Below are 23,754 nucleotides of genomic sequence, written 5' to 3'. Positions count from 1 at the left end.
ACAAAAAAGTACATGGAGTAGCGTCGATGAAATCTGCAAACCTGTTCTGGCGCCGGGCCAAGCTGCCCCTGGCCGTCAGCCTCGCTTCTACGCTCGCAAGTCCAGCTTTCGCGGTCAGTTTCAACATCGGAGAAATCGAAGGCCAGTTCGACTCGTCGCTCTCCATTGGCGCCAGCTGGTCGACCGCCAACCCTAACAAGAACCTCATCGGGGTCAACAATGGCGGCCGGGGGCTGTCGCAGACCTCCGACGATGGCCACCTGAACTTCAAGAAGGGCGAGACCTTCTCGAAGATCTTCAAGGGTATTCACGATCTCGAACTCAAGTACGGCGACACGGGCGTATTCGTGCGTGGCAAGTACTGGTACGACTTCGAACTGAAGGACGAGCACCGCGAGTTCAAGGACATCAGTGACTCCAACCGCAAGGAAGGTGCAAAGTCCGCAGGCGGGGAAATCCTCGACGCATTCATCTATCACAACTACAGCCTGGGTGACTTGCCGGGTACCGTTCGTTTCGGCAAGCAGGTCGTGAGCTGGGGCGAAAGTACCTTCATCGGCGGCGGCATCAACGCCATCAACCCAATCGATGTCTCGGCGTTCCGCCGGCCTGGCGCGGAAATCAAGGAAGGCCTGATCCCGGTCAACATGTTCTACCTGTCGCAAAGCGTCACCGACAACTTGACCATGGAAGGCTTCTACCAACTGGAGTGGGACCAGACCGTCGTCGACAACTGCGGCACCTTCTTCTCCCAGCCCGACGTGATTGCCGATGGTTGCAACAACAACCTGGCGGTGCTGGCCACCCAGGATGCCGTGGCGAGCCGCCTTGGCGCTCAGATCGGCCCATTCGCCGGCCCGGCCATGAATGCGCTGGCCGGGCAAGGCGTGACCTGGGGCTCGCCTGACGAGGGTGTGATCGTGAAGCGTGACGCCGACCGTGACGCCCGTGACAGCGGCCAGTTCGGTGTGGCCCTGCGCTATATGTACGAGCCGTTGAACACCGAGTTCGGTGGTTACTTCATGAACTACCACAGCCGTGCGCCGATCTTCAGCGGCCGTGGCGCGGCTGCCGGCTTCTACCAGCCGGGCAACCTGGCCGGGGCACTGATCGCTGCGGGTGTTCCGGCCGCTGCCGCGACCAACCCGGCGCTGCTCCAGGCGCTGATGCCGCTGTATGTGGCGGGCAACTCCAGCTACTACGTGGAGTATCCGGAGGACATCCGCCTGTACGGCCTGAGCTTCTCCACCACCTTGCCCACCGGCACGGCGTGGAGCGGCGAGATCAGCTACCGGCCGAACGCACCGGTGCAGTTGAACACCACCGATATCCTCTACTCGGGCCTGACCCCGCTCAACCCCAATGCCTCGGTCCTGGAAGGGAAGGCCGACACCGACCAGCCAGGCTATCGCCGCAAGGAAATCACCCAGCTGCAAACCACCTTCACCCACTTCTTCGACCAGGTCATGGGCGCGGAGCGCCTGACCATGGTGGGCGAGGTTGGCTGGACCCACGTCGGTGGCCTGGAAAGCACCTCCAAGGCGCGCTACGGGCGTGACCCGGTGTACGGTCCGGGTCCGCTGCCCAATGGTACCTGCCAGGCGCTCAACGGCAGCACGCTGGCCGGTGGTCCGCAGAACAACCTGTCGCGTTACTGTGAAAACGATGGCTTCACCACGTCCGATTCCTGGGGTTATCGCGTGCGGGCCATCTGGGACTACAACAACGTCTTCGCTGGCGTGAACCTGCGCCCCAGCGTGGCGTGGTCCCACGACGTCGACGGTTACTCGCCAGGCCCAGGCGGCAACTTCGAGGAAGGCCGCAAGGCAGTCAGCCTCGGCCTGGACGCCGAGTACCAGAACACCTACACCGCCAGCCTGTCGTACACCAACTTCTTCGACGGCAAGTACACCACCGTGGATGATCGCGACTTCGTCGCCCTCAGCTTCGGCATGAACTTCTAATCAGGACGAGACAGACAATGAAAACAACCAAAAGTCTGCTGAAAGCCGGGGTACTGGGCCTGTCCCTGCTGGCGACCAGCGTCATGGCTGCGGTTTCCGCCGACGAAGCGGCCAAGCTGGGCAGTACCCTGACCCCAATGGGCGCCGAGAAGGCCGGAAACGCCGACGGCTCGATCACGGCCTGGCAGCCGCTGTCCAAGACTGCCGGCAGTGTCGACAGCAAAGGCTTCCTGTCGGACCCGTACGGCAGCGAAAAGCCCAAGTTCACCATCACCGCGCAGAACGTCGACCAGTACAAGGACAAGCTGTCTCCCGGCCAGGTAGCGATGTTCAAGCGCTACCCCGACACCTATAAGATCCCGGTCTACCCGACCCACCGCGGGGCCACCGTGCCTGATGAGGTGTTCGCCGCCATCAAGGAAAACGCTACCAAGACCACCCTGGTCGAAGGTGGCAATGGTCTGAACAACTTCAAGACCGCTGTGCCATTCCCAATTCCGAAAAGTGGCCTGGAAGTGGTCTGGAACCACATCACTCGCTATCGCGGCGGCAGCGTGAGCCGTCTGGTAACCCAGGCTACACCGCAGCAGAACGGCTCTTACAGCCTGGTGTACTTCGCGGACCAGTTCGTCTTCCGTGACAAGATGAAGGACTACGACCCGAACAACCCCGGCAACATCCTGTTCTACTTCAAGCAGGAAGTGACCGCGCCGGCGCGCCTGGCGGGGACCGTACTGCTGGTGCACGAAACCCTGGACCAGGTGAAGGAGCCACGCAAGGCCTGGATCTACAACGCCGGCCAGCGTCGTGTTCGCCAGGCACCGCAAGTGTCCTACGACGGCCCGGGTACCGCGGCCGACGGTCTGCGCACCTCGGACAACCTGGACATGTACAACGGCGCACCCGACCGCTACGACTGGAAGCTCGAAGGCAAGAAGGAGATGTTCATCGCCTCCAACGCCTACAAGCTCGATGACCCGAAGCTCAAGTACGCCGACATCCTCAAGGCCGGTCACATCAACCAGGACCTGGCGCGTTACGAGCTGCGCCGAGTGTGGCATGTGGTTGCGACCCTCAAGCCTGGCCAGCGCCACATCTACGCCAAGCGTGATTTCTACATCGACGAAGACACCTGGCAGGCGGCGGTGATCGACCAGTACGACGGCCGTGGCCAGCTGTGGCGCGTCTCCGAAGCCCACTCCCAGGACTACTACAACGTGCAGGTGCCGTGGTACACCCTGGAAGCCATCTACGACCTGCAGTCGGGCCGTTACCTGGCGTTGGGCATGAAGAACGAGGAAAAACGTGCCTACGACTTCGGCTTCAGTGCCAGCAAGGCCGACTTCCAGCCTGCTGCGCTGCGCCAGACAGGGGTACGCTGAACCCCAACCTGAAAACACCTTGCTATCTCCCAGAACGCCCCGGCTTGCCGGGGCGTTTCTGTTTTTGCCACAGGCCCCGCCGCCCGCAAGGTCGTCGCGCTGCACATGGGCATCGGCTGGCCAGCGATAAGCACCCCATCATTGTGCTGAATACCCTGGCAAACCCCCGCTCCAGCCTTTGTCCATCGGTGCTGTTGCTTTTTGTCGTAGTCTTTTTTGTGCCTGTAGCGTCCATCATCTTCAAATACGCCGAGTTACCCGCTAGTCTCGCAGCAATCCGTACTGCCGAAGTCTTCCAACTAGAACGAGCCGGCCATGACAGATCTGTCCCGTATGAATGGATTCGCCAGCCAGGCTTTGGGCCTGCTGGACGGGCGTTTCTTCCGGCCACCGCTGCCGGAGGGCCATGTACCGCGCCCACGCTTGTGCCAGCGCCTGCATGCAGGGTTGGCGGGGCGCTTGTTGTTGGTCAATGCCCCGGCCGGGTTCGGCAAGAGCTCCCTGGCCGTCGAGTTCAGCCAGGCACTGCCCGATCACTGGCGTAGCCTCTGGCTCGGGTTGAGCCGCCGCGATGCCGATCCTGGGCGTTTCCTCGAACGGTTGCTCGAAGGCCTCCAGCAGTTCTGTCCGGCGCTGGGTGGCCAGGCCATGGGGCTGCTGAAAATGCGCCAGCGCCATCAGCCGTTCGCGTTCGAGGAGTGGATCGACGGCCTGCTCGACGAATTGGCGCTGTACCTGCAACCCGACACCCCGTTGTTGCTGGTGCTGGATGACTATCACCTGGCGCAGGGGCCGGTACTCGACCGGTGCTTGCAGTTTTTCCTCAATCACTTGCCCAATGGGCTGGTGTTGCTGATCACCAGCCGTCAACGACCAGACTGGCACCTGGCGCGCCTGCGCCTGTCGCGGCAACTGGTGGAACTGAACGAGCAGGACTTGCGACTTACGCCTGATGAATCGCTGGCGGTCATTGGCCGGCAACCCATTGGGCTGCGTGGCCAGGCCCTGGACAACCTGATCCAGCGCAGCGATGGCTGGGTGGCCGGGCTGCGCTTCTGGCAGTTGGCGGCCAGCGAGTCCGGCGATGAACATGCCTTACCCCAGGCCCTGCATGGCGGCGAGGGGCTGATCCGCGACTACCTCTTGGAAGAAGTGATCGACATCCTGCCGGCCGATGTGCAGACGTTCCTGTACGACACCGCCTGCCAGGAGCGATTCTGCGCTTCGCTGTGCGATGCCCTGCGCGAGCGTCAAGACAGCGCCACGATCCTGCGTTACCTGCAGGCTCACCAGGTGTTCCTGGTGCCTTTGGACGAGCACGGCCACTGGTTCCGCTACCACCACCTGTTCTCGGACCTGCTGCGCAGTCGCCAGGCCAGTGAACCGCTGGCGCAACTGCACTTGCGTGCCTGTCGTTGGTTCGAGGCCCAAGGCCTGCTGGATGAAGCGGTGGAGCAAGCCCTGCGCGCCGGCCACCTGGATGTGGCTGCCGATCTGGTGCAGAGCCTGTCGGAAGAACAACTGCTAGCCGAACAGAATGTCGGCATGTTGCTGCGTTGGAAGATGGACTTGCCGGACAGCCTGCTGATCAGCACGCCGCGGCTGATCGTGCTGTACAGTTGGGCGTTGGGGCTGGCCTGTCAGCTGGATGCCGCGGAGGAACTGGCGGGGTATCTGAGCCGCTTCCTGCCTGCGCCATCGGCCACTGCGCAAAAGTCCATGCTGGCTCAGTGGCTGGCGCTGAGCGGTGTGATCGCCCGGGGGCGTGGTGACCGTGAGCGCACGTTGACTTACTGCGGCGAGGCGTTGCAGAGTCTGCCGAACAAACGCTATGGCCAGCGCCTGGTATGCCTTTCGACGCTCTCCAACCTGGCCATCGCCGATTCCGACTTCTGGCGTGCCAGGGGCTGGAACCGCGAGGCGCTGGAGCTGGCCCAGCGGGTCGGTAACCCGTTGTTCGAGGCGCTTGCTCATTACGACCGTGCCCGTGTCCTGCATGCCCGTGGCGAAGTGTTGCGGGCTCTGGATGAAGTTCGCCAGGGGTTGCAGCGTCTGCAAGGGCTGTCGGGCCAGCGGCTCTATGCCGTGCGCGCGCGGTTGACGCTGTATGAAGGATACCTGCTCGCTTCGAACCTGCAGCCGGCGCAGGGCCGGGCGCGTTTGCGGGCGGGGCTCGGCGAAGCGCGCGCCTGTCGTGATATCAGCGTACTGATCGGGCACTGCGTGATCGCCTCGCTCGATGGCCGCGAAGGCCAGTTTGCCGAAGCGTTCGCCGAGCTGGCCGAGGCAGAGCGGTTGATGCACATCTGGGACGTGCCGCCGATCTACTACCTGGCCATGATCACCTTGGTGAAATGTGAATTGTGGCTGGCCCAGGGGCGCACCGACCTTGCCGAGTCCTGGTTGCTGCGGCTGGGCCAGACCTACGGTGGCAAGCATGCGGCGGCGCCCCCGGAATTCCACCCCTTGCTGCCACTGCACATCGAGCTGCAGCAGGCGCTGCTCGAGCGTATCCAATCGCGCAGCGAAGAGGCGGTGCGGCGCCTTTCGAGCCTGGTCGAGCGAGGCCAGGCCAGCGGCGGGATGATGCTGACGGTGTTTGCGCTGTGCCAGTGGATGGCCCTGCTGCTGGAGCAGGGGCTGGAGGCGCAGGCCTCGGCCCTGTTGCCCAAGGCGCTGACGGCGGCTCAAGGTGGCATTCTGCAGCCCTTCCAGCGCTTGATCGAGGCGCATCCGCTTTGGCTGCGCGAACAGTTGCTGGTGAATGCAGGCGGTTATGCCCAGGCCCAATTGCTTGCGCGTCTACCCGAACTGCCGCTGGCCAGCGCTGGCAATGCTGAAGCCCTCAGCAGCCGGGAGCTCGCCGTACTGGAGCTGATCGCCCAAGGTTGTTCCAACCAGCAGATCAGCGAGCGGTTGTTCATTTCCTTGCACACCGTCAAGACCCACGCCAGTCATATCAACAGCAAGCTGGGGGTAGAGCGGCGCACCCAGGCCGTGGCCAAGGCCAAGTCCCTTGGCCTGCTGGCCTGAAGCTGGTTCTGCAGGCTGTCGCCTTGTAAAATGATGGCTCAGTGCCATTAATTGGGCGTCGCGTTCTCCGGGCTCATCTTTCCTGAAGTGCTGCCGATAAAAAAATCGGCGGTATGCATCGCCACGCGCCATTTTCCAATTATCCCAAGACAGGTCGTGTTGATGCTGCAGTACGGGCAAAAAAGCTTTCTGATCGTCGACGACTTCACCGACTTTCGCACGTCGACCCGTTCCATGCTGCGCGAACTGGGCGTGCGTGATGTGGACACCGCCGACAGTGGCGAGCAGGCCATCCGCATGTGCGGGCAGAAGCGCTACGACTTTATCCTCCAGGACTTCCACCTGGGCGACGGCAAGAAGAACGGCCAGCAGGTGCTGGAGGACCTGATCCTCGACAAGCTGATCAGCCACGAGTGCGTCTTCATCATGGTGACGGCCGAAAGCAGCCAAGCCATCGTGCTCAGCGCGATCGAACATGAGCCCGATGCCTACCTGACCAAGCCGTTCAACCGTGTTGGCCTGGCTCAGCGCTTGGAAAAGCTAGTGCAGCGCAAGACCCTGCTCAAGCCGATACTCCAGGCCCTGGACCGCGGTCGTCCGGCCGAAGTGCTGGCCGCGTGCGCCGAGCTGTGCAAGCAGGACCCGCGCTTCGCCCCGCTGTGCCTGCGCTATCGGGCCGATGCCTTGCGCGATCTCGGCCGCTTCGACGAGCTGGACAAGTTCCTCAAGGCCATTCTCGCCAGCCGACCGCAGCCGTGGGCGTACTCGGCGCTGGGCAGCCTGCTGCACAAGCGTGGTCAGCATGCCCAGGCCCAGGGCGTGTATGAACAGGCGCTCAAGGCCTTCCCGATCATGCCGGCGCTGTACGACGGCATGGCCGAGGTGCTGGTCGCCCAAGGCGAAACCAAGCGTGCCCAGCACATGCTGGAAGAAGCCGTGCGCCTGTCGCCCCTCGCGGTAAGGCGTCAGGCGGCCCTGGGCAAGCTGGCGTTGAGCAACGAAGATTTCGAAAGTGCCTCCAAGGCTTATCGGCATGCGGTGAACCAGGGGCAGAGCTCGCGCTACAAGGATGCCGAAAGCAACCTTGGCCTGGTTCAGGCATTGATGAACAAGAACGCGGGTTTTGGCCTCGATGCGCGTACTCGCGTCGAGATCAATACCGTGCTCAGCGAGGTGGCCAAGGAGAACGTCGAGGACCAGGGTCTGCAGGTTCGCGCCCGCTTGATGAAGGCCGCCAGCCTGCAGCAGGCAGGTGATGCCGAAACCGCCGCCAAGTTGACTGAGCAAGCCATGCAGCGTCTGGACAAGATGGAGCAGTTCTTCTCGGTCGAGGCTGCCCTTACCGTGGCCAAGCAGTTGCAAGCGCTTGGCCAGGAGGCAGCGGGCGGCGCCATTCTCAAAGGTTGCGTGGAAACCTATGGCGACGACCCCAAGGTCATGCAAAGCGTCGCCAAGCTGACTGACGACCCGGCGGTGCTTGGCGCTGTCACCGAGGCTGTCGACCTCAACCGTCAGGGGGTGCGCAGTTACCAGGGCGGGCAGTTGAACGAGGCGCTGGAGATGTTCCGCAAGGCGTTGGGGCTGCAACCGAAGAACATCAGTATCGCGCTGAACACGGCCCAGGCGTTGTTGCGCATCGGGGGTGAAACGCCATCGCCCGACATCATGCAAGAGTGCCGCAGTTGCCTGAACAGCGTGGCCGGCATCCCCGCCAGCGATAGCCGCTACGACCGCTATCGCAAATTGCACGTTCGGATATTCGGCGCATGAACCAGGACAACCAGGGGCTGGATTTCTCCACGGTGATCGCCTCCACCGTGCATGACGTGAAGAACTCGCTGTCAGCGTTGATCCAGGCACACGACCAGTGGCTGGCGCGCTTGCCCGAGGAGTTGCGCGGCGGGTCCGAGCAAGGGGTCATGGAACATGAGTTTCGTCATCTCAACGGCATGCTGGTGCAGCTGCTGGGCCTTTACAAACTGGGCGTCAACCAGTTGCCGGTGTGCCCGGACTACCACGAGCTGGACGACTTCATCGAGGCCCAGCTCGCCGCTCACGAGGAGGTGCTCAAGCACCGCGATATCCTCGCTACCTGGCGTATCGACAGCGACAACCCGCTGGGTTTTTTCGACCGCGAACTGGTCGCCACGGTGGTGGCCAATGTGCTCACCAACGCCATCCGTTATGCCGGCCATGCGCTGCTGATCAGCATCGAGGAAGACGGTGAGCAGTTGGTGATAAGCGTCAACGACGATGGCGCGGGTTACCCGCCACGCATGCTCGAACGGCAGTTGGACTATGTGCAAGGGATCGACCCGCAGAGTGGCAGCACCGGGCTTGGTCTTTACTTCGCGGCCAGGATTGCGGCACTGCATGAACGCAATGGCGTACGCGGACGGATCGAGATTGCCAATGGCGGGGCGCTTGGCGGTGGGTTGTTCCGGTTGTATTTGCCTTGAGGCTGGTGGTGAATTGCGTTGAGGGTATTGGCGTACGCATGTATTTTTAGCGCCTATGAATGCGAACGCCGCCCGCGGGGCGAATCGCGAGCAAGGCTCGCTCCTACGTTTTTTTGGCCAGGAACACCAGTGGCAGACGCGCGCGACCGCCTTGTTCGTAAGACTCGGTTTCGCGCCGTGCACCAAAGCGGTCGCGCGCAAATCCCGTAGCCATGACTGGCCCGAAACAAACGTAGGAGCGAGCCTTGCTCGCGATTCGCCGCGCGGGCGGCGCTCGATCTGCGCCTCACTACAGAACTGATGGTAGGCTCTCGTCTGAATCGCCCCAAACATACTCGGACATGCCCGGTAGCCAGATGCCCCCGCAAACCACCCTCATCCGCGAAACGTTCCCCGTCGGCCCCCTGCAGTGCAACTGCACGCTGATCGGCGACCCTGTCAGCAAAAAAGCCATCGTGGTCGATCCCGGGGGTGACCCGGACAAGATTCTCGCCCGCCTGCAGGCCCATGGCCTGACCTTGGTGAGCATCATTCACACCCACGCGCACTTCGACCATTTCCTTGCCTCAGGCAAGCTCAAGGAGTTGACTGGCGCCACCCTGCATCTGCACAAGGATGACCAGCCGCTGTGGGACAACCTGGAAATGCAGTGCCAGATGTTCGGGGTGCCCTACACGCCGGTGCCTTCGCCAGACCGCTGGCTTGGGGACGACGAGGAACTGGCCTGCGGTTGTGGCGTGGCGTTGCACACCCCGGGACACACGCCGGGTTCGATGAGCTTCTGGTTCGCCGAGGCCAAGCTGTTGGTAGCCGGTGACACCCTGTTCCGCCGTGGAATTGGCCGCACCGATTTGTGGGGTGGCGATCAGCGGGCCATCGTGCGCTCTATCAAGGAACGGTTGTATCGCCTGGATGAAGAGGCCATCGTGGTGACTGGCCACGGCCCTGACACACGCCTGGGCGACGAAATGCGCGAGAACCCTTTCGTGCGGGCGTGAGCCATCATGAAAAGCCTTTCATGGAATTTTTCCGTAAATTACCCATCCAAGGCTGGCGAAGATCCATTCGCGCTCTGCCGTACACATGAATTTCAGTAGGAGCTTGTCCATGTTCACCATGCGTCGTCTGATTATCGTCGCAACCGCCGCGGCCCTGATGGCCGGCTGTGCCAACCAGAACCCCTATGACAGCCAGGGTCAGGCGCAGGGCTCCACCGGGATGAGCAAAACCGCCAAGTACGGTGGCTTGGGCGCGCTGGCCGGTGCTATCGCCGGTGCCGCCATCGACCACAACAACCGTGGCAAGGGTGCGTTGATCGGTGCAGCCGCCGTCGGTGCCGCTGCCGCAGGCTATGGCTACTACGCCGACAAGCAGGAAGCCGCGCTGCGCGCGCAAATGGCAAACACCGGCGTCGAGGTTCAGCGTCAGGGTGACCAGATCAAGCTGATCATGCCAGGCAACATTACCTTCGCTACCGATTCGGCGAACATTGCCCCTAGCTTCTACACACCGCTGAACAACCTGGCCAGTTCGTTCAAGCAGTTCAACCAGAACACCATCGAAGTGGTTGGCTTCACCGACAGCACCGGCAGCCGCCAGCACAACATGGACCTGTCCCAGCGCCGTGCCCAGGCAGTCAGCAGCTACCTGACCTCCCAAGGTGTCGATGCCTCGCGCGTCACGGTGCGCGGTATGGGCCCGGACCAACCGATCGCCAGCAATGCCGATGCCAATGGCCGGGCGCAGAACCGCCGTGTCGAGGTCAACCTGAAGCCGATTCCTGGCCAGCAGTATGACCAGCAGGGTCAGGTTCAGCAGTACCCTTGATTGAGATAGGGGCTGCTGCGCAGTGTCTTCAACCACTGTCGCAGCGGCCTTGATCCGGGGCTGCCATGCAGCCCCTTCTCTCTAGCGCACCACGCTGGCCTGAATCGCCGTCAAGGCAATGGTGTGCACGATATCGTCCACCTGTGCTCCACGCGGCAAGTCGTTCACCGGCTTGCGCAACCCCTGCAGCATAGGTCCCAGGCTGACCCCGTCGGTGCTGCGCTGCACCGCTTTGTGGGTGGTATTGCCGGTATTCAGGTCGGGGAATACGAATACCGTGGCACGCCCGGCCACTGGGCTTTGCGGTGCCAGCTGACGGGCGATCTCGGGGTTGGCTGCCGCGTCGTACTGCAGCGGGCCGTCAATCAGCAGGTTGCGTTCGACGCTCTGTGCCAGGCGTGTCGCTTCTCGCACTTTTTCCACTTCATCATCGCTCGCCGAATCGCTCGAATAGCTGATCATCGCAACCCGTGGCGCGATGCCGAACGCCTGCGCGGATTCGGCGCTCTGCCGGGCAATTTCGGCCAGTTCGCTGGCGCTGGGGTGCGGGTTCATCACGCAATCGCCGTACACCAGCACCTGGTCGGGGAACAGCATGAAGTACACCGAGGACACCAGGCTGGCGCCCGGGGCGGTCTTGATCAGTTGCAGGGCAGGGCGGATCGTGTTGGCGGTGGAGTGCACCAAGCCAGAAACCAGGCCGTCGACCTCATCCAGTGCCAGCATCATGGTGCCGATCACGACCGGGTCCTCCAGTTGCTGCTCGGCCATGGGCGCATTGAGGTTCTTGCTCTTGCGCAGGTCGACCATCGGTTCGACATAGCGCCCGCGGATCTGTTCCGGGTCGAGAATTTCCAGGTCCGCCGGTAGGCTGATGCCCTGCGCGCGGGCTACCGCCTCGACGTCCTCGGGTTTGGCCAGCAGCACGCAGCGGGCGATGCCGCGCGCCTGGCAGATGGCAGCCGCCTGCACCAGCAACGGCTCGGCACCTTCGGGCAGCACGATGCGCTTGTTGGCTTGTTGGGCGCGTTGGATCAACTGGTAGCGGAACACCGCGGGTGACAGGCGCAGCTCGCGCGGGGTACCGCAACGCTGGTGCAGCCAAGCGGCGTCGAGGTGGCTGGCCACGAAGTCGGTGATGAATTCGGCGCGCTCGCGGTCATCCACCGGTATCTCGCGGTTCAACGAGTTGAGCTGGTTGGCGGTGTCGTACGAGCCGGTGCTGACCGACAGGATCGGCAGGCCAGCCTGCAGGGCGCCACGGCACAGGCCAAGGATGCGGGTGTCTGGCTTGCTGTCGCTGGTCAGCAACAGCCCGGCCAGGGGGACGCCGTTGATCGCCGCCAGGCTCACTGCGAGGATGATGTCGTCACGGTCGCCTGGCGTGACCACCAGGGTGCCCGGCGTCAGCAAGGGGACGGTATTGGCCACTGTGCGGGCGCAGATGATGATCTTGTTCATGCGCCGCTGCTCGTAGTCGCCGGCGTTGAGCACTTGCGCACCCAGCAGCTCGGCCACGTCGCGGGTGCGCGGGGCATTGAGCTCGGGCTGGTAGGGAATGCAGCCGAGCAGTCGGAAGTCATCGCCGCGCAGCAGGGGCGAATGCTCGCGAAGGCGCGTGGCGAACTCGGCCATGCTCTCATCGGTTCGCACTTTGTTGAGGATCACCCCGAGCACTTTCGGGTCGCGTGGGCCACCGAACAGCTGGGCTTGCAACTCGACGCGGCCGGAGAGCTCGCTGAGCACTTCGTTTTCCGGCGCCGAAACCAGGATCACTTCGGCGTCCAGGCTCTTGGCCAGGTGCAGGTTGACCCGCGCCGCATAGCTGGCATGCCGGGTTGGCACCATGCCTTCGACCACCACCACGTCATTGCCGACGCAAGCTTGTTGGTAAAGCCGGATGATCTCTTCCAGCAGTTCGTCCAGCTGGCCGTCGCCGAGCATGCGTTCCACATGGGCCAGGCTCAGCGGAACAGGCGGCTTGATGCCGTGGGTGCGGGCCACCAGCTCGCTGGAGCGCTCGGGGCCGGTATCGCCCGGATGAGGCTGGGCAATGGGCTTGAAGAAACCCACCTTCAGCCCGGCGCGCTCCAGGGTGCGCACCAGGCCCAGGCTGATGGAGGTCAGGCCGACACCAAAGTCGGTCGGCGCAATGAAAAATGTCTGCATGCGTGCTTCTCGAAATAAGCGGTGCAAGGAATCAACGGCCAAGGGTAGCGCTATCGGCCCCCTGTGCGCACCAGCCGCAGGCGAAAGCCTGTCCGATGTGCTGTCGCCGTTGTCCGGCGTCGAGCACCCACGGGCGAGCCTGCCAAGGGGGTTGGTGGCGCAGATGTTGGGTATGGCCGCAGGAAAGCTCGACCACCCAGTGGCCTTCTTCGTCCTGGTGAAAGCCGGTGATCCGACTGATGGGCCGCTCCTGGTCCGCGGTGCGTTCGCATTCGGACGGTGCCTTGGTTACACTGGTGTCCTCTACATACTTTTGCAAAAGGTCGTGCCCCCATGCTGATCGCCGCCAACAAGGCTGTCTCCATCGAATATACCCTGACCAACGACGCCGGTGAGGTCATCGACAGCTCCGTCGGCGGCGCGCCGCTGGTGTACCTGCACGGTGCCGCCAACATCATCCCGGGCCTGGAAAAAGCCCTGGAAGGCAAAGAGTCCGGTGACGAGCTGGCCGTTGCCATCGAGCCGGAAGAAGCCTACGGCGAATACCTGGCCGAGCTGGTCAGCACCCTGAACCGCAGCATGTTCGAAGGCGTCGACGAGCTGGAAGTCGGCATGCAGTTCCACGCTTCGGCGCCGGACGGCCAGATGCAGATCGTCACCATCCGCGACATCGACGGCGATGACGTCACTGTCGACGGCAACCACCCTCTGGCTGGCCAGCGCCTGAACTTCAAGGTCAAGGTCGTCGACGTGCGTGACGCCAGCGAGGAAGAGATCGCTCACCGTCACATCCATGGTGAAGGTGGCCATCACCACTGATTTTCTGCGCTAAGCTCAGAAAGTCGCCAGGCGCTCGGGCAAGCCGACCAGCCTTCCCAACGGAAGGTGGACGGCTTGAACGAGCGCCTTTTTAGTGGGCGGGTTTCGCCCCAGCGGCAACCAGGAACCTCAGAGGGGATTTATCATGAGTGCATTTCACGACCTGACGTTGAAGGCGTTGAACGGCGAGGACCTGCCCCTGGCCCCGTTCAAGGGCCAGGTGGTGCTGGTGGTCAATGTTGCCTCCAAGTGTGGTCTGACGCCGCAGTACAAAGCCCTGGAGAATCTTTACCAGGACTACAAGGACAAAGGTTTCAACGTGCTTGGCCTGCCATGCAACCAGTTTGCCGGCCAGGAACCGGGCAGCGAAAAGGAGATTCAGGCGTTCTGCAGCCTGAATTACGGCGTGAGCTTCCCTTTGGGAAGCAAACTCGAAGTAAACGGGCCGCAACGTCACTCGTTGTATCGCCTGCTGGCGGGCGAGGGCGCCGAGTTCCCGGGGGATATCACCTGGAACTTCGAAAAGTTTCTGGTGGGCAAGGACGGGCGTGTGCTGGCCCGGTTCGCACCGCGTACCGCGCCGGATGATCCGTCCGTGGTGCAGGCCATCGAGAAAGCGCTGGGTTGAAGTCTTCATCGACGGCAGGCCGGCTCCGACAGAGGACCGCGCAGGTCCTGTGGGAGCCGGTTCGCCGGCGATGAGGCCGGTACCGGCGATACCCCAGAATCACCCAGATCAATAATACTGGGCCAGGCCTTCCTCTCCCCCTAACCTCAGGCGCAATTCCTCCCCAGACGGACGCGCCCCCATGTCAACCAACCCGCTGTTCCAACCCTTTACCTTCGGCGCCCTGCAGTTGCCGACCCGCGTCGTCATGGCCCCCATGACCCGGACCTTCTGCCCGGGTGGCGTTCCTCACGATGGCGTCGTCGATTACTACCGCCGCCGCGCGGCCGCAGGTGTGGGGTTGATCATCACCGAGGGCACCACAGTGGGTCACCGGGCGGCCAATGGCTACCCCAACGTTCCACGTTTCTACGGCGCGGATGCCCTGGCGGGTTGGAAACAGGTGGTCGATGCGGTTCACGCCGAAGGCGGGCGCATCGTGCCGCAGCTCTGGCACGTGGGCGCGGTACGCCGCCTGGGTACCGAGCCAGATGCCAGTGTGCCGGGCTACGGGCCGAGCGAGAAGGTAAAAGACGGCCAGGTGCTGGTGCATGGAATGACCCATGACGATATCCGTGAGGTAATCAGCGCTTTCGCCCAGGCCGCCAGCGATGCCCAGGCCATTGGCATGGATGGGGTGGAGATTCACGGTGCCCATGGCTACCTCATCGACCAATTCTTCTGGGCCTCCAGCAACCAGCGCGAGGATGAATACGGCGGCGACCTGGCCGCCCGTTCGCGGTTCGCCATCGAGCTGATCCAGGCAGTACGCGCCGCGGTCGGCCCGGACTTTCCGATCATCTTGCGTTTCTCGCAGTGGAAGCAGCAGGACTACAGTGCACGACTGGTAGACACCCCGGAGGCCTTGGGCGCTTTCCTCAAGCCGTTGTCCGAAGCCGGTGTGGATATCTTCCACTGTTCAACTCGACGTTTCTGGGAGCCTGAGTTCGAAGGCTCTGAACTGAACCTGGCGGGTTGGACCCGCAAGCTCACCGGCAAGCCCACCATCACCGTGGGCAGCGTCGGGTTGGAGGGGGAGTTTTTGCAGTTCATGGTCGACACCGACAAAGTGGCCAAGCCGGCCAGCCTCGAAGGGCTGTTGCGTCGCCTCGGCGATGAAGAGTTCGACCTGGTGGCAGTGGGTAGGGCGCTGCTGGTGGATGCCGAGTGGGCACTCAAGGTCCGCGAGGGGCGTGAGACGGAGGTACTGCCCTTTAGCCGCGAGGCATTGTCGACCCTGGCTTGATCGTCAGCGCAGGGGCTGTCGCTAGCGCCTGGTTGCAGGCGCTTTGCAGGTGCGCCTCGAACTGCTCGACAATCGCCGGCCAGCCCTGACGGCTGGCATGCTGGCGAGCGTTCAGGCGCACACGGCGCAGGGTTTCGTGCTCTTCCAGCAACCAGCAGGCAGCGTCGATGAAGGCGGCCTGGTCTCCTGGCATGGCCAGGGCGCCGCTGTGACCATGGCGAATGTGCTGGGCGGCGGCGGCCTCGTCATAAGCAACCACCGCCAGGCCGGAAGCCAGCGCTTCGAGCACGACATTGCCAAAGGTCTCGGTCAGGCTCGGAAACAGGAACAGGTCGCCACTGGCATAGTGTTCGGCCAGGGATTCGCCTCGTTGCGCGCCGCAGAAGACGGCCTCCGGCAGTTGCTGCTCGAGGGTTGCTCGCTGTGGGCCGTCACCCACCACCACCAGGCGCAGGCGCAGCTGTGGATAAGTGTTCTGCAAGGTTTGCAGGCAGGGCCGCAGCAGGCCGAGATTCTTTTCCGCGGCCAGTCGCCCGACATGCAGGACGGCAATGTCATGGGGCCCCAGCCCCCAACTGTCGCGCAGCGCCTGGCTGCGTCGCGCCGGGTTGAACAGGCAGGCATCGACGCCCCGGGCCATCAATGCCAGGCGTTCGAACCCCCGGCGCTCGAGTTCAAGCTGCTGGCTGGCACTGGGTACCAGTGTGGCGGCGGTGCGCCGGTGGAACCAGCGCAGGTAATGGGTCAGCAGCCGTGCCAACAAGCCCAGCCCGTACTGGCCGGAGTACTGCGGGAAGTTGGTATGAAAGCCGCTGACGACCGCGATGCCCAGGCGCCGCGCTGCGCGCAAGGCGCTGAGCCCCAGCGGCCCTTCGGTGGCGATGTACAGCACGTCCGGGCGCAGTTTGCGCCAGCGGCGCCACAGGGTATGCATCGATACTTCGCCCCATTGCAGCCCAGGGTAGCCGGGCAGGGCCCAGCCTCGACACAGCAGCAGGTCCTGGTCACTTTCGTCACGACCATCACCGGCCTGGCGTGGCCGTACTATTTCCACCTGATGGCCGCGTTGCCGAAGCCCTTCGCTCAAGTGGCCAAGGGTATTGGCCACACCGTTGATCTCGGGTGGGAAGGTTTCACTGACAAGGGCGATGCGAAGGGCTGGCATATTCATGACAAAAAGTTTCCGCCTGCTTCATTGCGCTCATGTGACGATGAAGTGACGCACGGATGACGCCTGATTTCCGGCGACGCCGGCGCTGTGAATATTTCGTTGCAAAGTGCTCAAGAACCGTGGACCTGTAGCCGATGCAGATGCATTCCATCATGGGTCGCGCTCCGGGAGAGCGGTGATGTTCAACAGAAAGCTCAAGAAAGAAATCCAGCAGTTGCGCGAGGACCTGTTGTCCATCGAGCAGGTCAAGTGCAGCCTCGACAGCGAGATGCTCGTGCTCCAGCTCGACCCCCAGGGACGCATCGACGCGGTCAACAGCAACTTCGAAAGCGAGATGCTGTACCGCAGCGAGCAGTTGATAGGACGCAATATCGAAGAGATCGTCCCCGCGCACGTGAAGAAGCTTGATTTCTATGAGCGGATGAAGAACGCCATCACCCGTGGCGAACACCTCAACGGCGCTTTCCGGCTGCTGCGTGGCAACGGCCAGGAGGCCTGGCTGCGTTCGATCCTGCAGCCGGTCAAGGGCAGCGATGGGCGGATCAAGCATTTCACCATGCACTCCAGCGACCTGACCCGCACCATCGAAACGTCGCGCGAGCACGAGAGCCTGATCAACGCGCTGATGCGTTCCACTGCCGTGATCGAGTTCAACCTCGATGGCTATGTGTTAACGGCCAACGACCGCTTCCTGCAGTCGGTGGGCTATAGCCTTGAGCAAGTGCGTGGCAAGCACCACCGTATTTTCTGCGAGCCGGAAGAAGCGAACTCTACGGCGTACCAGGCATTCTGGGAAAAACTGCGTCGTGGCGAATACGTGGCCGACCGGTTCAAGCGTGTCGATGCCCACGGTCGGGTGGTCTGGCTGGAAGCTTCCTACAACCCGATCTTCGACGCCCAGGATGTGTTGTACAAAGTCGTGAAGTTCGCCACGGTGATCACCGACCAGGTCAATCAGGAACTGGCGGTGGCCCAGGCGGCCGATATTGCCTACAACACGTCGCTGGAGACGGACTCCAGCGCGCGCAAGGCCACTGACGTGGTGACCCAGTCGGTAAGCGTGATGCGGGGCCTGGAAACGTCCATGCAGGAGGCTGCCGAAGGGATCAAGGCGCTGGACACCCAGTCGCGGGTGATCGGTTCGATCATCAAGACCATCAGCGACATCGCTGGCCAGACCAACCTGCTGGCCCTCAACGCCGCCATCGAGGCAGCCCGCGCAGGCGAGCAGGGCCGAGGCTTTGCCGTGGTAGCCGACGAAGTGCGTCAGTTGGCCTCGCGCACCAGTACCGCCACCGAGGAGATCGCCAGGGTCGTGCAGCAGAACGAGCAGCTTGCCCAGGCCGCGGTAGAGATCATCGACACCAGCAAGCGCCAGGCAGAGCAGGGGCTGGCGCTGGCGGCCGATACCGGTGGGGTGATCGTCGAGATTCAGGAAGGGGCGAAGAAAGTGGTGGATGCGGTGGGGCAGTTCTCCAGCCAGCTCAGCCACTGAGTCAGGCGCTCGGCTCCCGTGCGGTTTGCAGGAGCCTGCTTGCCGGCGATGCGCCGCTTTGCGGCGCCTTGAGCTCAATGACGCTCGCGCACCCAGAACAACGTAGCCCCCGCCACCGCCGCCGGCATCATCAGCACGTTCACCAGCGGCACCATCAGCGCCAGGTAGGTGATGCCGCCAAAGCCCAGCGACTGCCAGCGCTTGCTACGTAGCCAGGCGAGCATGTCCTGCCAGCTCATCTTGTTGTTGTCCGCCGGGTAGTCGATGTACTGGATGGCCATCATCCACACACCGAAGATCAGCCACAGAGGCGCCGCTATCACGTTGACCACCGGGATCAGCGACAGGATGAACAGACCGATGGCCCGTGGCAGGAAGTAGCCCAGCTTGCGCATTTCGCGGCCAAGGGTTCGCGGCACCATCGCCACCAGCTCGCCCCAACTGAACGGCGGGAAGGTGTCTTGGCCGCGGACCACCACTTCGACTTTCTCGGCGAGAAAACCGTTGAACGGCGCGGCGATCACGTTGGCCAGCATGGTGAAGGTGAAGAACACCATCAACACCACGAGGGCGACGAACAGTGGCCATAGAATGTATGTCAGAAAACTCAGCCACTCAGGCAGGGTCGGCATCAGGGCGTCGACCCAGAGGCTGAACTGATGGCCTGCGAAGTAGATCAGCCCGCCGAACAGCAGCAGGTTGACCGCCAGGGGCAGCAGCACGAATAACCGAAGGTTCGGGCTCAGCACCAGTTTCAACCCTTCGCGAAGGTACTGGGGACCGGAAAGGACAGGGGCTTGCATCGGGACACTCCGCACAGAGGGAAAACGCGCTGACCTTACCGAGTTTGCGGCGCCGACGAAAGGCGGACGGTGGTTGGGAAACCGGCTGTAACAAAAGCGCCAGGTGTTTTCCTTCGTCGAAATTGGGGTATAGAGGATGCCTATGAGGTGGATTGTCGAAGGATATTTCCTTAATCTCTGCGACCTCGCTACAGTGCGCTCAACTTTTCAGGTTTCGGGCCTGCGCGATGTAGCACTTCCCCAAGTGTTGCGTAGGTCCTTTTAATTTCAGCTGCGCAGCTGGTACACCGATACCGGCCCTGTGCGGCCGGCTCGACAGGAGTTCGACATGTCCGAAGTACGTCATTCGCGCGTCATCATTCTCGGTTCCGGCCCTGCCGGTTACAGCGCCGCGGTCTATGCCGCCCGCGCCAACCTCAAGCCCCTGCTGATCACTGGCATGCAGGCCGGTGGCCAGCTGACCACCACCACCGAAGTCGACAACTGGCCGGGCGACCCCCACGGCCTGACCGGCCCAGCCCTGATGCAGCGCATGCAGGAGCACGCCGAGCGTTTCGAGACCGAAATCGTCTTCGACCACATCAATGCCGTTGACCTGGCCAACAAGCCCTACACCCTGCAAGGTGACAGCGGCAAGTACACCTGCGACGCACTGATCATCGCCACCGGCGCCAGCGCTCGTTACCTGGGCCTGCCGTCGGAAGAAGCCTTCATGGGCAAAGGCGTTTCTGCCTGCGCTACCTGCGACGGGTTCTTCTACCGCAACAAGCCGGTAGCGGTGGTGGGCGGTGGCAACACTGCCGTGGAAGAGGCGCTGTACCTGGCCAACATCGCCAGCAAGGTCACCCTGGTGCATCGCCGCGATACCTTCCGCGCCGAGAAGATCCTGGTCGACAAGCTCAACGCCCGTGTCGCCGAAGGCAAGATCGAGCTCAAGCTCAACGCCACGCTGGATGAAGTGCTGGGCGACAACATGGGCGTCACCGGTGCGCGCCTGAAGAACAACGATGGCAGCAGCGACGAAATCAAGGTCGACGGCGTGTTCATCGCTATTGGCCACACCCCGAACACTTCGCTGTTCGAAGGCCAGCTGACCCTCAAGGACGGCTACCTGGTGGTCAACGGCGGCCGTGACGGCAACGCCACCGCCACCAATGTCGAGGGCGTGTTCGCGGCCGGCGATGTGGCAGACCACGTTTACCGTCAGGCCATCACCTCGGCCGGCGCAGGCTGCATGGCAGCGCTGGACGTCGAGCGCTACCTGGATGGCCTGGCAAACGCCTCGCACTGATCGCAGGGCGTTTCACGACCGAACCGGAAGGGGGCTGCTAGGCAGCCCCTTTTCGTATCTGGACTTTTTACAGGCTCAACCGTCTCTTACAGGCTCAACCGCATCGACAGGTCGACCGCCTTCACATCCTTGGTCATCGCACCAATCGAGATGTAGTCCACGCCCGTCTCGGCAATCACCCGCAGCGTGCTCTCGTTCACCCCGCCGCTGGCTTCGAGCTTCGCCTTGCCCGCCGTGATCCGCACCGCTTCACGCATCTCGTCCAGGGTCAGTTCGTCGAGCATGATGATATCGGCCCCGGCATCAAGTGCCTGACGCAGCTCGTCCAGGCTCTCCACTTCGATCTCCACCGGCTTGCCCGGAGCGATGCGATGCGCCGCCGCCACGGCTTCGGCGACGCCACCACTGGCGGCGATGTGGTTTTCCTTGATCAGGAAGGCGTCGTACAGACCGATGCGGTGGTTGTAGCAGCCACCACAGGTGACCGCATATTTCTGCGCCAGGCGCAGGCCGGGCAAAGTCTTGCGGGTGTCGAGCAGGCGTACCTGGGTATCGCTCACCCTGTCGGCCAGCGCCTGCGCGCGGGTAGCGACACCCGACAGCATCTGCAGGAAGTTCAGCGCCGAGCGCTCGCCACTCAGCAGCGAGCGTGCCGGGCCTTCGAGGTGGAACAAGGCCTGGTTGGCCTTGGCCCGCTCGCCATCGGCAACCTGCCAGTGCACGGCCACCCGCGGATCGAGCTGGCGGAACACCGCATCGACCCAGGCAGTGCCGGCGATCACGCAGTCTTCGCGGGTAATGATGGTGGCCTTGGCCAGGCGCTCGGCCGGGATCAGCTGTGCGGTGATGTCGCCACTGCCGATGTCCTCCAGCAGCGCACGGCGCACATTGGCTTCGATTTCGGCAGTCAGGTCGGCGAGGCGTAGGTTCGGCATGTTCGGCTCCACAAGCTAGGTGCCGGCGATTATAGGGCAGGGGGACGGTGTGTACAGCCGCCTTGCAGGTGACCTTTGGTCAGGTGCGCCGAGCATTCGCTTCAACCCATGGTCTTTACCCTGCGATGCAATGGATGCTGGCAGAGGCCCGCTTTTTTACCGATAATATCGACCAATATTTGGCGTCATAGCTTTGACGATTTTCGCGCTAAGACTTGAAAACACCCAGCAAGGAGTCAGGGATGCAAAAAGAAGGCAAGGTGGTGCCCTTGGCGGCGGCCATCGATCGTGGCGTGCGTACGCCTTTGCCTTGCCTCCCCATGTTGCTGCTGCAGGTACGCGACAAAGCTGCCTTGCAGTTGCGCCAGGCCCTGCAGGACTTGTTCGACAATGCCGACGACACCCTTTTCGAAATGGCGGACAAGGCCGCTGAGCGTTTCGACCAGAACCTGTACTTCGAAGCGATGCGCGACTTGCGGCTCAAGCGCAAGAGCATCGAGCGCGGTTTTCTCGATATCTACCACGATGCCTTCGCGCGCCTGGGCCGGGTCGACCCCTTGGCTGGCCTCAGTCAGCCTGACAGCCCGCGCGGACAGGCGCAGCTGGAGCGGGCCGCCGCGGTCGATGGCATGATCGCGCGGGTGCTGTCGCGCGATGGCCTTGCGCTGGGGCAACTGAACCTTCGGTTCCAGACTTTGCTTGGCCATGCGCTGGACGACTGGCACAACCCGCTGGAGCCTGGCGCGCTGTGCGGCTACTTCCTCGACGCCGGGCGCAGCCTGGGGGTCGGGCTGCGGGTCAAGCTGGTGCTGTTGAAGTTGTTCGAACGCTACGTTCTGCGTGACATCGACGTGCTATATGGCGAGGCGAACCAGTTGCTCGCCGCGGCAGGCGTGCTGCCCGACCTGCAGCCTGCGCCGCGCCGCCGGGCAGAAGATCGGCAACGGGCATCCCGGCGTGCGTTGGCAGCCGAGGTCCGCGAGGATGTTACCGGCCAGAATGCGGCCGGTCAGGCGTTCTTCGATTCGTTGCAAGGCCTGCTGGCACCCGAACGCGGGCGGTTCGCGCCGCGCTTGCAAGCGGTGGCGACTGCCCATCCGATCAGCACCGCCGACCTGTTGCGCCTGCTGTCGCACCTTCAACAGTACGTACCGGCCACCTACGAGCCTGAGGACTTCGTCCTTGGCCAGCAGCTCGAGCAGCTGTTGTTGCGTGTCAGTGTTCGCAGCGGTACCCGCAGGCGTATCGCCACGGCCGACGAAGACATGATCAACCTCGTCGGCCTGCTGTTCGACTTCATCCTGGCTGACGACAACTTGCCGCCATCCCTGCGCGCATTGCTGGGCCGTTTGCATATACCGGTGCTGAAGGTCGCGCTGCTCGACAAGGGCGTGTTCAGCCGGCCCAGCCATCCCGTGCGGCGCTTGCTCAACGAATTGGCCGCTGCCTCGTTCGGCTGGGATGCCCATGCGCAGGGCCTGCGCGACAGCCTGCATCTGCGTGTGGAGCGCATCGTCCAGCGGCTGCTGAACGATTTCACCGACGACGTGGGTCTGTTTGCCGAACTGCTGGAAGACTTCGTGACGTTCAACCAGGACGAACGGCGACGCAACGAACTGCTTGAGCAGCGCACCCGCGATGCCGAGGAAGGCCGTGCGCGTGCCTTGCAGGCCCGACAGCAGGTGCAGCAGGCGCTCAATCAGCGCTTGCGCGGGCATGTATGGCCGCAGGTGGTGGTGCAGATGCTGGTGCAGTCATGGAGCCAGGTGATGATGCTGGCATGGCTCAAGCAAGGCGAGGCGTCCCTGGCCTGGGTCAACGCTTTGGCAACCTTGGACGCATTGCTGGCCAGTATTGCCCCCCACCACGGGCCGCGGGCTTGTGAGCGCCTGTTGCAGCAGGTGCCGGGGCTGCTCAAGGCCCTGCGCGACGGCCTGGCGGGCGTGGCGCAGGATTCGGCCGCCACTCGCGAATTCTTCCTTGCCCTGGAGCGGTTGCACCTGCGTGCTTGCGCCGGGGGAGAGCCGTCTACAGTCGACGACGATCCGGCCTTGGCAGAGGTGCTGGTCGGCGACGACATCGTCTTGGCGATTGCCGAAGAACCGGCCTGTGCGCCCTTGCGTCAGTCCGATGGCCTGGCCATGCACATGCAGCAGGTCCAGCGCCTGCGTATCGGCAGCTGGGTCGAGGTGTTCGATGACGAGGAGCCGCTGCGCTGCAAGCTGGTGGCGCGCATCGACGGCACTGACCGCCTGGTTTTCGCCAACCGCACCGGAATGAAAGCGCGCGAGTGGAGCACGGCGGGCCTGGCACAAGCCCTGCGCCATGGAGAAGCCCGCTTGCTGGACGACGGCCAGCTGTTCGAGCGGGCGCTCGAGACTGTCCTGGACCGCTTGCGGCAGCAACACGCCCACTGAAGCGGCCCGCTGGCCAATCGTCACAATGATTTACATGCACCCGGTGTCGGTGGCAGGGCATACTGCGCGGGTAACC

The 23,754-nt window shown here is 63.0% G+C and carries 17 protein-coding genes and 2 pseudogenes; 14 read left to right on the top strand and 5 right to left on the bottom strand.

The window, feature by feature from the left end; genetic code table 11:
• The first annotated feature begins 26 nt into the window (after positions 1 to 26).
• From H620_RS0112725 to H620_RS0112695, 7 genes are all read left to right on the top strand, one after another.
• Entirely contained in the window at positions 27 to 1,964 is a 1,938-nt protein-coding gene (locus H620_RS0112725; protein ID WP_023382323.1) for a DUF1302 domain-containing protein, read from the top strand.
• Between the two features lie 17 nt (positions 1,965 to 1,981).
• Complete coding sequence (locus H620_RS0112720) at positions 1,982 to 3,346, top strand: DUF1329 domain-containing protein (RefSeq protein WP_027907455.1); 1,365 nt, start codon at positions 1,982 to 1,984, stop codon at positions 3,344 to 3,346.
• Positions 3,347 to 3,661: 315 nt separating this feature from the next.
• Positions 3,662 to 6,379 (top strand): winged helix-turn-helix domain-containing protein, encoded by a 2,718-nt coding sequence (locus H620_RS0112715; protein ID WP_027907454.1) that lies wholly within the window; start codon positions 3,662 to 3,664, stop codon positions 6,377 to 6,379.
• Positions 6,380 to 6,541: 162 nt separating this feature from the next.
• Entirely contained in the window at positions 6,542 to 8,149 is a 1,608-nt protein-coding gene (locus H620_RS0112710) for a tetratricopeptide repeat-containing response regulator (protein ID WP_023382320.1), read from the top strand.
• A complete protein-coding gene (locus H620_RS0112705; protein WP_023382319.1) occupies positions 8,146 to 8,838 on the top strand; it encodes a sensor histidine kinase in 693 nt (230 codons plus the stop codon). Before H620_RS0112710 ends, H620_RS0112705 begins: the two co-directional genes overlap by 4 nt.
• 356 nt (positions 8,839 to 9,194) lie before the next feature.
• Positions 9,195 to 9,836, top strand: a complete 642-nt coding sequence (locus tag H620_RS0112700) for an MBL fold metallo-hydrolase (protein ID WP_041925550.1) — start codon at positions 9,195 to 9,197, stop codon at positions 9,834 to 9,836.
• A 109-nt stretch (positions 9,837 to 9,945) separates the two neighbouring features.
• On the top strand, positions 9,946 to 10,665 hold the full coding sequence (locus H620_RS0112695) for a YiaD family glycine zipper/OmpA-like lipoprotein (RefSeq protein WP_023382317.1): 720 nt from the start codon (positions 9,946 to 9,948) through the stop codon (positions 10,663 to 10,665).
• Between the two features lie 81 nt (positions 10,666 to 10,746).
• Here the strand turns inward: H620_RS0112695 and pta are convergent, their stop codons facing one another.
• Together pta and H620_RS27635 are read right to left on the bottom strand one after the other, a co-directional pair.
• Entirely contained in the window at positions 10,747 to 12,834 is a 2,088-nt protein-coding gene (pta, locus tag H620_RS0112690; RefSeq protein WP_023382316.1) for a phosphate acetyltransferase, read from the bottom strand.
• A gap of 31 nt (positions 12,835 to 12,865) precedes the next feature.
• Positions 12,866 to 13,199, bottom strand: a pseudogene (locus tag H620_RS27635) (DUF3565 domain-containing protein).
• On the opposite strand from H620_RS27635, the gene H620_RS0112680 reads away from it, so the two are divergent.
• From H620_RS0112680 to H620_RS0112670, 3 genes are all read left to right on the top strand, one after another.
• Complete coding sequence (locus tag H620_RS0112680) at positions 13,168 to 13,653, top strand: FKBP-type peptidyl-prolyl cis-trans isomerase (RefSeq protein WP_023382314.1); 486 nt, start codon at positions 13,168 to 13,170, stop codon at positions 13,651 to 13,653. The pseudogene H620_RS27635 and the gene H620_RS0112680 sit on opposite strands and share 32 nt — an antisense overlap.
• A gap of 145 nt (positions 13,654 to 13,798) precedes the next feature.
• Entirely contained in the window at positions 13,799 to 14,281 is a 483-nt protein-coding gene (locus tag H620_RS0112675; protein ID WP_023382313.1) for a glutathione peroxidase, read from the top strand.
• Positions 14,282 to 14,462: 181 nt separating this feature from the next.
• Positions 14,463 to 15,566, top strand: a complete 1,104-nt coding sequence (locus H620_RS0112670; protein ID WP_023382312.1) for an NADH:flavin oxidoreductase — start codon at positions 14,463 to 14,465, stop codon at positions 15,564 to 15,566.
• Here the strand turns inward: H620_RS0112670 and H620_RS0112665 are convergent.
• Positions 15,535 to 16,737, bottom strand: coding sequence for a glycosyltransferase family 4 protein (locus H620_RS0112665; RefSeq protein WP_027907453.1), 1,203 nt, complete (start codon positions 16,735 to 16,737; stop codon positions 15,535 to 15,537). The genes H620_RS0112670 and H620_RS0112665 overlap by 32 nt on opposite strands.
• A 178-nt stretch (positions 16,738 to 16,915) precedes the next feature.
• Between H620_RS0112665 and H620_RS27820 the strand changes: the two are divergent.
• Positions 16,916 to 17,638 (top strand): annotated as a pseudogene (locus H620_RS27820) (PAS domain-containing protein); the annotation flags it as partial.
• A gap of 162 nt (positions 17,639 to 17,800) precedes the next feature.
• A complete protein-coding gene (locus tag H620_RS27815) occupies positions 17,801 to 18,232 on the top strand; it encodes a methyl-accepting chemotaxis protein (protein WP_390897466.1) in 432 nt (143 codons plus the stop codon).
• 74 nt (positions 18,233 to 18,306) lie between these two features.
• On the opposite strand, the gene cysZ is transcribed toward H620_RS27815, so the two are convergent.
• The gene (cysZ, locus tag H620_RS0112655) at positions 18,307 to 19,035 is read right to left on the bottom strand and encodes a sulfate transporter CysZ (RefSeq protein ID WP_023382309.1); all 729 of its coding nucleotides are present in this window, start codon (positions 19,033 to 19,035) and stop codon (positions 18,307 to 18,309) included.
• 328 nt (positions 19,036 to 19,363) lie between these two features.
• Here cysZ and trxB point away from each other — a divergent pair, with 328 nt between their 5' ends.
• Positions 19,364 to 20,326, top strand: a complete 963-nt coding sequence (trxB, locus tag H620_RS0112650; protein WP_023382308.1) for a thioredoxin-disulfide reductase — start codon at positions 19,364 to 19,366, stop codon at positions 20,324 to 20,326.
• Between the two features lie 86 nt (positions 20,327 to 20,412).
• Here trxB and nadC read toward each other — a convergent pair whose 3' ends face one another.
• Positions 20,413 to 21,261 (bottom strand): carboxylating nicotinate-nucleotide diphosphorylase, encoded by an 849-nt coding sequence (gene nadC, locus H620_RS0112645; RefSeq protein ID WP_027907452.1) that lies wholly within the window; start codon positions 21,259 to 21,261, stop codon positions 20,413 to 20,415.
• Positions 21,262 to 21,503: 242 nt separating this feature from the next.
• On the opposite strand from nadC, the gene H620_RS0112640 reads away from it, so the two are divergent.
• Positions 21,504 to 23,678: a DUF1631 domain-containing protein gene (locus H620_RS0112640; protein WP_027907451.1), complete on the top strand. Its 2,175-nt coding sequence runs from the start codon at positions 21,504 to 21,506 to the stop codon at positions 23,676 to 23,678.
• The last annotated feature ends 76 nt before the right edge of the window (positions 23,679 to 23,754 follow it).

The organism is Pseudomonas taiwanensis DSM 21245, assembly GCF_000425785.1.
Lineage (GTDB): Bacteria > Pseudomonadota > Gammaproteobacteria > Pseudomonadales > Pseudomonadaceae > Aquipseudomonas > Aquipseudomonas taiwanensis.
The sequence above is the reverse complement of the archived record's forward strand: the minus strand, read 5'-3'. Positions and strand labels throughout refer to the sequence as shown.